The sequence below is a fragment of the Micromonospora sp. NPDC005324 genome (assembly GCF_040607155.1).
Taxonomy (GTDB): Bacteria; Actinomycetota; Actinomycetes; order Mycobacteriales; family Micromonosporaceae; genus Micromonospora; species Micromonospora trifolii.
On the sequence record NZ_JBEXGE010000078.1, the window covers coordinates 1 to 10,954 of the forward strand.

7 protein-coding genes and 1 pseudogene are annotated in these 10,954 nt (G+C 67.2%); 5 read left to right on the forward strand and 3 right to left on the reverse strand.

Features of this window, described 5'->3' with window-relative positions:
* Positions 1 to 121: 121 nt before the first annotated feature.
* Genes ABZS40_RS35555 through ABZS40_RS35570 form a run of 4 tightly spaced genes read left to right on the forward strand, consistent with a single transcriptional unit; the run spans position 122 to position 5,230 of the window.
* The gene (locus ABZS40_RS35555; RefSeq protein WP_354949006.1) at positions 122 to 877 is read left to right on the forward strand and encodes a TnsA-like heteromeric transposase endonuclease subunit; all 756 of its coding nucleotides are present in this window, start codon (positions 122 to 124) and stop codon (positions 875 to 877) included.
* Positions 877 to 2,880: a Mu transposase C-terminal domain-containing protein gene (locus ABZS40_RS35560; RefSeq protein ID WP_354949008.1), complete on the forward strand. Its 2,004-nt coding sequence runs from the start codon at positions 877 to 879 to the stop codon at positions 2,878 to 2,880. Before ABZS40_RS35555 ends, ABZS40_RS35560 begins: the two co-directional genes overlap by 1 nt.
* Positions 2,877 to 3,935, forward strand: a complete 1,059-nt coding sequence (locus tag ABZS40_RS35565) for an ATP-binding protein (RefSeq protein ID WP_354949009.1) — start codon at positions 2,877 to 2,879, stop codon at positions 3,933 to 3,935. The genes ABZS40_RS35560 and ABZS40_RS35565 overlap by 4 nt, the downstream gene beginning before the upstream one ends.
* On the forward strand, positions 3,935 to 5,230 hold the full coding sequence (locus tag ABZS40_RS35570) for a TniQ family protein (protein WP_354949016.1): 1,296 nt from the start codon (positions 3,935 to 3,937) through the stop codon (positions 5,228 to 5,230). Before ABZS40_RS35565 ends, ABZS40_RS35570 begins: the two co-directional genes overlap by 1 nt.
* Positions 5,231 to 5,343: 113 nt before the next feature.
* Here ABZS40_RS35570 and ABZS40_RS35575 read toward each other — a convergent pair whose 3' ends face one another.
* On the reverse strand, positions 5,344 to 5,748 hold the full coding sequence (locus ABZS40_RS35575) for a hypothetical protein (RefSeq protein WP_354949011.1): 405 nt from the start codon (positions 5,746 to 5,748) through the stop codon (positions 5,344 to 5,346).
* Between the two features lie 172 nt (positions 5,749 to 5,920).
* Positions 5,921 to 6,163 carry a hypothetical protein gene (locus ABZS40_RS35580; protein WP_354949012.1) on the reverse strand — a complete coding sequence of 81 codons (243 nt, stop codon included), beginning with the start codon at positions 6,161 to 6,163 and terminating at the stop codon, positions 5,921 to 5,923.
* Between the two features lie 983 nt (positions 6,164 to 7,146).
* On the opposite strand from ABZS40_RS35580, the pseudogene ABZS40_RS35585 reads away from it, so the two are divergent.
* A pseudogene (locus tag ABZS40_RS35585) lies at positions 7,147 to 8,373 on the forward strand (IS701 family transposase).
* 439 nt (positions 8,374 to 8,812) lie between these two features.
* Here the strand turns inward: ABZS40_RS35585 and ABZS40_RS35590 are convergent.
* Positions 8,813 to 10,267, reverse strand: coding sequence for a DUF4214 domain-containing protein (locus ABZS40_RS35590; RefSeq protein WP_354949014.1), 1,455 nt, complete (start codon positions 10,265 to 10,267; stop codon positions 8,813 to 8,815).
* Between the last annotated feature and the right edge of the window lie 687 nt (positions 10,268 to 10,954).

Sequence of the window (10,954 nt, forward strand, 5' to 3'; positions counted from 1 at the left end):
CCTGGTCCCGATGGCGCCGACGACGCCAACACCAAGCCCGAACCTGCCACTACCGACGACACGGCTACCCCTGACCAACTGCCGTTGCAGTACTAGGCGCTACCAGCGCGCAGGAGACGGCATGACGGCGTTGCGGGCGCTATCGGGAGGCGCTGCCGGTCCTGTCGGTGACGGGTTCGAGGTCGGCTTCGTCACCGAGGACGGCCTCGAGCGGCGGGCGCTGCTCACCGACGCCTGGGCGATGCCGTTCGAGCGGTGCCGGCCGGTGCGCCGGTTCCCGTCCTACAAGGGCCAGAAGCACCACTCGGGCCGGTGGTGGTCGGCCACGATGGGCGGGCACGTGGGGTTCGAGTCGTGGCTGGAGCGCGACCACCTGATGCTGCTCGACTTCGATCCGAGTGTCGTCGCGGTCTCGTCGCAGCCGTTCTGGCTGTTCTGGACCGCCGCGCACGGCAAGAGCCGCTCGCACGCCCCGGACTACTTCGCCCGGCGCGGCGACGGCAGCGCCGTGGTGGTCGACTGCCGCCCCGCGGATCGGATCAAGCCGAAGGACGCGGCTGCGTTCGACGCCGCCCGCGCCGCCTGCGAGCTGCTCGGCTGGGACTACCGGCTGGTCGGTGCCACCGACGCGATCCGCAGCGCGAACGTCCGCTGGCTGGCCGGCTACCGCCATCCACGCCACCAGGTCGAGCCGGTCGCGGCGGCGCTGCGCCGGGCATTCGCCGCGCCGGCCCCGCTCATGGCCGGGGCGGAAGCCGTCGGCGACCCGCTCGCGGTGCTGCCGGTGCTGTTCCACCTGCTCTGGTGCCATGACCTCGACGCGGACCTGTCGACGCCGCTGCACCCGGGCACCGTGGTCAGCGCGGTGGTGTCCTGATGGCTCCGGCCAGGCCGGTGCTGCGCCCGGGCGACTGGGTGCACTTCGACGGCGGCGAGCACCAGGTCGTCGGGTTGGCCGGTGCCACGGTTCGGCTGCGCTCAGCAGCCGGCGCCGAGCAAGTGGTCCTCGCCGGGCACCTCATGGCCGCGCCCGGCTTTTCCGTGGTCGATGCCGGCCCGGCACCGACGGTCGAGCCGTTCGGGCTGCTCGACGCGCTGCCCACCGACGCGCTGGCCGATGCCAAGCGGTGGGAGCAGCACGTCGTTGAGGTGGAGACCGGGCTGATGCCCGGTGCGGCGGCAGCGAGGCCCGGCTATGACCCGGCCAGCACCACGGTGAACGAGCGGGATGCGGTGAAGGCCGCCGAGCTGGGCGTCGGCATCCGGACGGTTCAGGGCCGTCGGGCCCGCTACGCCGCACAGGGCCTCTGGGGTCTGGTCGACCAGCGCGCGGCACGGGCATATCAACGCACCGGCCGGGCCGACGCTCGGCTGGTCGAGGTGCTGCGGGAGGTCATCGCCGAGCAGACGGACGCCTCGACCGGCACCCGATCGAGGCTGATCCACCGCGCCGTCAAACGGGTCGAGGAGCTGCACGGGGTCGGGGTGGTGCCCCTGCCTGGACGAACCGCGTTTTACGCCCTGGTGGAGCGGCTCACGGCTGGCAGACACACGTTCGGCTCGGCGGTCACCCGCCGGCAGACGGCGAACCGGCCGGCTGACGCGTTCACTCCGACGTTCGCCGGCCGCCCGGGTGAGCAGGTCCAGATCGACTCCACCCCGATCGACGTGATGGTGCTGCTCGACGACGGGCTGCCGGTCCGCGCCGACATGACCATCGCCGTCGACGTCGCCACCCGCACCGTCTGCGCCGCGGTGCTGCGCCCGGTCGGCACCAAGGCCGTCGACGCCGCGCTGCTGCTGGCCAAGATGCTGGTCCCCGAGCCGATGCGGCCGGGCTGGGCCAACGCGCTGCGCCTGTCGGCGTCGCGGCTGCCGCACGCCCGGCTGCTCGACGTCGACGCCCGGATGCGCGAGGCCGCCGCCCGGCCGGTCATCGTCCCCGACACCGTCGTCATCGACCACGGCCGCGTCTTCGTCTCCGAGACCTTCGACCGCGCCTGCAACCGGCTCGGCATCTCCGTCCAGCCCGCCCGCAAGGACACCCCGACCGACAAGGGCATCGTCGAGGCCACCCACAAGTCGATCAAAACGCTGTTCGCGCAGCACGTCGCCGGCTACACCGGCGGCAACCCGACCCTGCGCGGCCGTGACGTCGCCGCCGCCTGGACGATCGGCGAGCTGCAAGACCTGCTCGACGAGTGGCTGATCGTCGGCTGGCAGCACCGCCCGCACGACGCGCTTCGCGACCCGCACCAGCCCCGCCGGATGCTCACCCCGAACGAGAAGTACGCCGCGCTCGTCGCTGCGGCCGCCTACCTGCCGCTGACCCTGGCCAGCGACGACTACCTCGAACTGCTGCCCGTCGAGTGGCGTCAGATCAACGACTACGGCATCCGGATCGACAACCGCACCTACGACTGCGCGGCGCTGGGACCCTGGCGGCGGCAGCACTCCGGCGTGATCGCCCGCCGCGGTCTCTGGGAGGTCCACTACGACCCCTACGACGTCTCCCAGGTGTTCATCCGCACCCCGGACGGTTGGGTCACCGTCCCGTGGACCCACCTGCCGATGATCTCCGCGCCGTTCGCCGACTTCACCTGGCGTCACGCCCGCCGCCTCACCGCCGAGCGGGGCCGCGACGCTGGCCACGAGTCCGAGGTCGCCCGGGTGCTCGACGAGTTGCTCACCCGCGCCGAGCACGGACCGGACCGGGCCAGCGCCAAGGCCGTCGCCCGCACCCGGGCGGTCGGCAGCGCGCCCGGCCGGCCAGTACCACCCGAGCAGCGCCCCACGCCCGTCGTTGACGAGCGGCCGGACGCCGAGGTCATCCCGTTCGGTGTCTTCGACGCCGACGCCGAAGCCGAAAGGTGGATATGAGCGCCGCCCCCGACGCCCTGACCCCGGACGACCCGCTGACCACCAAAGAGGGCTGGCGCCGGTTCGTGGACTACCAGCCCGAGCCGGCCGCCCCGGCCGGCGCCGCGCAGCGGCTGTCGCTCACGCCCCGGCAGCGGGCCGCGCAGGACGACGCCCGCCGCGACTACCACGCCATGCTGCCGCTTGTGAACACCCCGACGATCCGGCAGGTCCTCACCACCGGGCGGCTGCTCGTCCAGCTCAACCGGCATCAGATCTCCGCCCGGCGCGGCCTGGTCCTGTCCGGCGCCTCCGGCACCGGCAAGACCACCGCGCTGACCCAGTTGGGCCGCACCCACGAACGCGCCGTGCGCAAGCGCCACCCAGGGCGCAAGCACCACCTGCCGGTTCTCTACTCCACCGTCCCGCCCGCAGCCACGGCCCGAATGCTCGCCGTCGAGTTCGCCCGGTTCTTCGGCCTGGAGTTCTCGCCCCGCACCAACCTGCCCGACATCGTCAACGCCGTCTGCGCCACCGCCGCGCACACCGGCGTCGAGCTGGTCCTGGTCGACGAGATCCACAACCTCAACCTCGCCACCCGCTCCGGCGCAGAGGTGTCCGACCAGCTCAAATACTTCGCCGAGCGGTTGCCCGCGACGTTCGTCTACCCCGGGATCGAGGTCGAAGCCCAAGGGCTGTTCGCCGGGGTCCGCGGCCGGCAGATCGCCGGCCGGTTCACCCTGATCGCTTCCACCCCGTTCGCCTACGGCACCGCCGAGCAGCGCGCCGCCTGGCGGTCACTGGTCTCGACCCTGGAAGGCACGCTGCGCCTGCGCGAGCACCGGCCCGAAACGCTGGTCGCGCTCGATGAATACCTCTACCAGCGAACCGGTGGGATGATCGGCAGCTTGTCGCAGCTCATCCGCGGCGCTGCGATCCTGGCCATCAAGGACGGCACCGAGCAAATCACCCGCGAGCTGCTCGACTTCGTGCCGGTCGACTACGCCGCCGAACGCGCGAACGCCGCGGCGAAACCCCGAGCCGCGACCGCGCCCCGCAGGGAAGTCCCGGCGTGATGCGCTCCCGCCTGCCAATCGCGGTCGCGCCCGCGCACCACGAGACCGCCGCCTCCTACACCGCCCGCCTGGCCACCCTGCACGGGATGTCGTTCGACGAACTCTGGCACCAGGTCAGCCGACCCCGCGTCGCCACCAGCCAATCCCGATACATCGCCGCGGACCTGCTCGCCGCCGTCACCGGCCTGCCACACGCGCTGCTCGTCCGCGCCGTGATCGAGCTGCGCCAGCCCGAACCGGACTGGTTGGCCCACCGCCACGAAGCGCAGCGCGGCTGCCCACGCTGCACCGCCCGGCACCCCGGCGGAACCGTCTTCCAGCTACTGCCGCACCACCGCTACGTCTGCACCCGCCACCGGATCTGGATCGGACCGCCCGACCTGGTCGACCAGCCCTGCCTGCCACTGGACGACCTGCCCGAAATCGTTGCAGCGCAACGCGCTCACCTGCGGCTGCTGCGCCGCCTCGGCCCGGCCGCCACGTTCGACGCCGTCCTCACCGGCTTCCTCATCTGCGCCCACCGCTGGAGCCAGAACCCGGCCGACGACAACGACACCGACGCACGCCTCGACTGGCGCGACCGCGCCGACGTCCTCATCCCCCACGGCACCGAGAAGACCACCTTCAGCACCACGCGGCTGTTCGCCGTGACCTACCCCGAAACCGTCAAGGTCGCCGCACTCGTCGGGTCCCTGCACTGGCGGCGCCTCGCCGCCGGCGGCCCCGACGACCAACTACGGTTCGCCACCGAAATCAGGCGGCGGCTCGGCGACCCCGACTACCGGCCCCAAGTCACGCACGACCCGATCGCCCGCTGGATCGACCAAGACTGCTGGCAGCCACCCAGCCTGCCCCGCAGCACCTACCGCGCCGCTCGATCCTTCGGCGGGCGCACCGGCCCGAAGGTCACCGACCGCGCCCGCGACAGCAACGCCCGCAACGCCACCTGGTTCGCCCGCACCCGCAGCGGCGGCCGGGCCATGCTCTATCACCGCCACCTCACCGCGGTGCTGGCCCGCGACTGGTCTGTCCCCATGACCACGTTCTCGGCCACCGTCACCGCCAGCGCGACCACCCGAAAATTCCGCGACGAAGCAGTCCGGAATACCTCCGCCGCGACCCTCACCGAACTCGCAACCGCCGAGTATCTGCGACCCCACGCGGCCCCGTCGGACTACCTCGACACCGCCGTCACACCGGCCCCCTGGCCAACCCGGACCAGCCCCAAAATCAGCGCCGGCCGACTCACGCTGGGCAAAGAACGCACCGGCTTCGGAATGCCGATTCCGCGGTGACCGGCCCCTCACCGCCCGGCGACGGGCATTCACGACTTGGCCACCGAGGACACCGACAACCCGGGAGCGCGGCACCGGGAAACTACGGGGTGATCAGGTCTAGGCGCTGGAGCTCAGGTAGGCGCGAGCCATCGGGTCACTATGTCGGTGAAGACCACCTGATAGGGAAGACCTCGTAGATCTTCTGCGGTCACATCCAGGCCGCGAGCCCGAGCTAGCTCGGCCAGCCACGACCAAGGATGTTCCTCTGCGGACTCTTCGGTATCGTCGGGAAGCACGGCGTTCAACACGTACTGGGTGATGCTGTCCCGAGTCTCGACGAGCGGAACGACGCCACCCGGGACGCCGGTTGATCTAGCAGTGACAGTGAACCCACGTTCCGCGTGCAGGAGCACGCGCCGACCGTCCTCCATCACCGCGAACTCACTGACCGTGAAGCTCCGGGTACTTGCATCCTCGGGGTACGCCCCTCGGAGATCGCAGCCGGCAACTAGGCCAACGATACGACCGGGCTCCACCGGGGGAAGATTTTCGGGAGCACGGTAGGCGCCCGGGTAGGGGCGCCAACCGGCTTGTCCGCTGCTCACTGTCCGACCCCCGAGATTCCCGTGATCGTTCCTGCTGTACCTAACTAAACCGTGTCACCTGATCGCCGGTTACGGTCGTCGCCGGGACGGCGGCAGCTTTCGATCAGGGGCTGCACGCGCGGTTCACGGCACCCCCGTAGTACCAGCCGGAAGGGTCGGCGACACCGATCAGATCGACATCAGTAGCACCCCTCCAGCCGACGGTCGTGCTGTTTGAGCAGTTGATCCTCGCATTAGATCTGCGGCCGGATCCGCCTCCGGCGAGGTAGTCGCCCGAGCCCGAGGCAACCGTCAGCCACCGGCAACCGAGAGAATCGCACCAGTACGCCTGCAGTTCGATGTCCACGTTCGCCATGCTCGGACACGTGCCGGCGATGTGGAACCAGTAGCCGTGGACGGATGTCTCGCCACTGCCATGCGGGTCGTCGTTGGCCTGTCTGTACGTACAGGAACCCGCAACGATGTTGCCTGACTCCCCCAACGGAGTGGCATGACCAGCCGGGTACGGAGCCCAGTAGCCAGAAGACGTACCGGACGGTGACGACGGCGCTGCTGCCGCGCTCGTGGGGAGCGCGCCGAGGAATACGAGTACAGCGCAGCAAATTGCTCCCGACGTAAGTCGCATGCGCCGGCCCGTGCGGACTCTGTTCAAGTCAACCACCTCCAAGATGATGAATATGACTCGTAGTACAGTCCATGATGACTTTCTGTCAAGAGGGCTGGGTGTCTGCTCGTCGGTCTCGCGACGTCCCGCCGCTCCAGCCCCGATGGGGGGCGTTGGGTCAGCTCGACCCCCAAGCCGGTGGGTTCGGGTAGAGGCGCAACGACCCTGCCCGCCAGTCCTCACGGGCCGTCTCGCGACGCGCACCGGACCATCCATCGTGCTTGACCTTCGGTTTTCAGCTACGGCTGAAACCGGCAACCTCATGCCCTTTGCGCGGGTAGCCGTAGTTTCCAGGCGACCTGTCAGATGGCGCGCGCCGTGCCTCGATCCCTTGATGATGAAGGATCGAGGGACCTCGAAGTCGAGTCTTGAACCGGTCAGGCTGCTCAGTCAGGTAAACCTCTCCAATGCCGCAGCCTCCCTGGCCCACACTGGTCGGGGCGGGTGGTCGGCATGGGGCAAAGCGGTCTGCCTACCGTGACTTTTCCTTCCGATGCTCCAGTCCCAAGAGCCTGACCCAGCCACCGATTCCGCAAAGTAGGTCCGGACAACCGGACCCCCAACCGTTCGGACCTACCCTACGAACGCCTGGTCAGCCACCTTGCCATCCGCAATCATGAAGCGGACGAGACAGCCAGCGATCATTGGGGCTGTTCGACGAGCTGATGGACGTGGTCGGGTCGCGTTTCGGTCGGCCTGAGCCGCGCCGGCGGGTGCGGGACTTCATGGTCGGGCTGCTGGCGCCCTTAGGGACCAAGAACTGCTGGACGATCGCCGATCACGCCGGTGCCGACGGTCCGGGCGGGATGCAGGACCTGATCGGTCGGCCCAGGTGGGACGACGCGCAGGTGCGTGCCGAGGTGCGGAATTTCGTCGCGGTCAAACTCGGGCATCCGGACGGTGTGTTGCTGATCGACGAGACCGGAGGATCTGAAGAAGGGCGTGCACACCGTCGGAGTGCAACGGCAGTACTCCGGCACCGCCGGGAAGATCGAGAACTGTCAGCTCACGGTGCATCTGTCCTATGCCTCACCAGCCGGTCACACTTTGGTCGACGTCGCTCTCTACCTGCCGAAAGCGTGGACCGACGACCCCGAGCGACGCAGGGAAGCCGGGGTGCCCGACACGATCGGCTTCGCAACGAAGCCGCAGTTGGCACGACGGCTGATCGACACCGCCGTCTCCGGCGGACTGCCGTGTCGCTGGGTCGCCGGCGATGAGGCCTACGGCGGTGGCCCACACTTGGCCGCGGCCCTGCGCGGCCGCGAACTGGGTTACGTTCTCGCGGTCGCCTGCTCGCACCGGGTCCCGACCGGACTCGGCATCGAGCGAGCGAACCAGAATCGCCGCGGGCGTGGCAGCGGATCTCCGCCGGCCAGAGGGCGAAAGGGCACCGCTACTACGACTGGGCATTCGTCACCCTGCCCCTGGCCGTCGACCACCATCACGGTCACCACTGGATACTGATCCGCCACAACCGCACCACCGGTGAGCTGGCGTCCTACCGCTGCTGGTCACCCGAGGTCGTTCCGCTGCACCACCTCGTCGCCGTCGCCGGCAAACGGTGGAGCATCGAGGAATCGTTCCAGGCCGCCAAGACCGACCTCGGCCTGGACCAGCACCAACACCGCCGCTGGCGAGCCTGGCACCGCTGGACCACCCTCGTCATCGCCGCTCACGCGTTCCTCGCCGCCGCGGCAACAACCAACACCACCAGCCCAGACAGCTTGATCCCGATCACCGTCAACGAACCCCGACGACTGTTCCACGCCCTGATCATCGAACCCACTCGACGCATCGGCGACGTCATCGCCTGGTCCATCTTCCGACGGCGGCATCAGGCCACGGCCAAGATCAGCCACTACGCCCGGCAAGCCCCGACGGAACCCTAAAAATGATCTCCTGCTGGAGTACTATCGGATCTTCGTGTTCAGTTCGCGGCGGGATCGACCGATGCCTCGCATCTTGTGGTGCTAGGCGTCACCGCACTTGCCGGTGAGCCCCTTTTCCACGGACGACAGCGGCATGGTGCTGCGCCAGCCGAGCCACCGCCGACGGCACGAACAGGAATTCGAGCCCACATTTGCGGTCGTCAAGGGTTCGACCCGGGTAACGATGCCGCCGCGGGGGCGGCAGCAGCGGCGCAGTCCCGGTTTCTGCCTTCGTCCGAGACGATCCACTGCTGCCATCCCCTCTCACTTAGCCAGGAAGAACCTCACGTCACAGCACCCGCCTCGCACCAATTTCTTCAGGAGCCCCGAGCCAGCCTCTGATTGCTTGAGCCGCCCTCGGGCAGCCAATTGTCCTGACAGATGCGTGTGGTCGAGCAGATTAACCGATGCACCCATCGCCCGACGCAGAGGTGAAAGAAACAGCTTCGAAGCCAACTTGGAGATCACCTCCGGTCGGGTGGCCGCCGCGATCAATGCCGAGGGCTACTGATGGGCAGTTGGTGACTGAACGGATCTCCAGGATGAGGTCGTTACGCTGCAGAATCGCATTATCCATGTCACTGACAGCGATTCCGGTCCCAACAACTGCGGTCAGCCCGTTGGTTGTGTTGTCGGTGACCTTAACTCCGGTGGCGGCATCGTTCTGGCGTCCAAACCACGGGCGGGTCCCTACGACCAAGCCGATTGCGACGTGAGAATACGGTCCGGTCCAAAAGGAGTTGCCAGTTACGAGAGCACCGGAAAGATCATGAACGGTCCCTCGCCCCCAGCCACTGTCAACACCAATTGATCCCCAAGCAGAGTTTCCCGCGTTGAGTAGTTGGTTCCCGCGAACCAGCGACTGCTGCTTGGCCGGACTCGAGCGGAACAACACAATGCCCACATCTGTCGCGTCGATGACGCTGTTGCCCTCAATCTTGGAATTCTCGCAAGCGGTTGAGATCCCGTCGGTCCAACGACCTGAACCGTCGGCCGCCTTGACATTATCCGATGAGTAGGCGGTGATGAGGTTCTTCACGATGACCGTGCTGAGACATGGGTAACCCTCGTAGCTGCCGAAAACCTGAACGTTGGTCCATCCCCGGCTATTCGAGATTTTCGAGCTCGAAACCTCAGTACCCGAGCCGCCCATTGTTTGGATGTTGATTGCCCCCGCAGCAAATTCACGGAAGTCGCCGCGTTGGCCGTCAACCCAGGCGTTGCGCAGTTTGGCACCCGGCAACAATCGGATCATCGGAGCCGCAAAGGCGCCGTCTCGAACAAGTCGCCCCTGTGCGGCATACGCTCGAGGTTCGGGAAGCCCTGCCGTGGCGAGCGTTCTACCCTCTGGAATAGTCAGCGTCTCAGTAAGTCGCACCACGGCCGACTTGGCTAGATACACGGTGGCTCCTGCCGGCGCCTGATCGAGCAGCATCTGCGACTGTTTGCCGGTACCGCCCGTGAAGCCTTCTCCCGAGGGCGGTAGAAAGGGTGCCGAGTGCGCGCCAAAATAGTAACTGGGACGCGAGCCACAGATCAAGGGGACGAGATGCGAGAACTCGCCACTTGCGACGAATTGGTCAACGACTTGTGCCCACGTCGCACGGCCTTGCCGAAGTTGTTCGGAGAAGTAGTCTAACCCGCCCTGGTCAGGCTCGCGATTCAAGGCCCCCCGGTAGATGGCAAGAATGCGATTGGCGGGTTCGTATGGCAGCGCCATGAATTCAGGCGAGGTATAGAACGAACGAAGGACTTGGCCAACCGTCGCTTTCGTGCACCCCTGCTCGCGGAACGCCCCGACCGCCGCGACCCAGCCAGCCGCGTCAGGGATTCGACCAAGCGCCTCGCTATACATTTTCGCGACGAATTGAGTAGGAATGCGAGGCTCGGCGAGCGCAGCGGGCGCCCCCGGGAATGCACTTGCGCCGCCGAAAATGAGGATGACACTTAGGATTCGTAAGACCCGTGACAATTTCAGAGCGATCCTTTGCTAATTGCGGAAGACGAATTTCGAGGCAAAAGCCGCAGCCTGCACTGAACGAGGCAACAGCCGCAATCCGCACGGCCGTCTTATCTAGCTGCACAACAGGCCACACATCGCTGCGGCCTTCGGCAAGGAGCCAGTTTAAGCTTTGTCTGCGTCAATTCGCCCTCAGATCGGAATCAGCCAACCTCGGCTGCTATCCCCGACGCATCACCACGATGCTCCAACCCACAAGACGTCCAAACCAGCGAAACCCGTGAGAGAACAGGCATATTGAGTCAATTACGCGTAGGATCTACTCGATTGACAGACCAAACCCCTTCTCCGAACTCGTGACGACGTTGATAAGCCCTACGTCAATGCCGATGATGCTCGCGAAGGCATCAGCGGTTTTTCGGGGGGATTGGCTTGTCGATCGTGCGAAGACTGTCACCCCGAGCGTGTTGTTCCAATCTTCGTACAATGAGCCCTTTTCATCGTGGGTTTGGGCTGGTCTGGACGTGGTGTAGGACGAGGATGGCCTGGACGATTGTGGTGGCGCGTCGGGGGCAGCAGCGG

What these genes read in the sequence shown, in the direction of transcription:
- ABZS40_RS35555 (WP_354949006.1), top strand. Translation starts at nt 122, where the DNA reads ATGACGGCGTTGCGGGCGCTATCGGGAGGCGCTGCCGGTCCTGTCGGT.
- ABZS40_RS35560 (WP_354949008.1), top strand. Translation starts at nt 877, where the DNA reads ATGGCTCCGGCCAGGCCGGTGCTGCGCCCGGGCGACTGGGTGCACTTC.
- ABZS40_RS35565 (WP_354949009.1), top strand. Translation starts at nt 2,877, where the DNA reads ATGAGCGCCGCCCCCGACGCCCTGACCCCGGACGACCCGCTGACCACC.
- ABZS40_RS35570 (WP_354949016.1), top strand. Translation starts at nt 3,935, where the DNA reads ATGCGCTCCCGCCTGCCAATCGCGGTCGCGCCCGCGCACCACGAGACC.
- ABZS40_RS35590 (WP_354949014.1), bottom strand. Translation starts at nt 10,267, where the DNA reads ATGTATAGCGAGGCGCTTGGTCGAATCCCTGACGCGGCTGGCTGGGTC.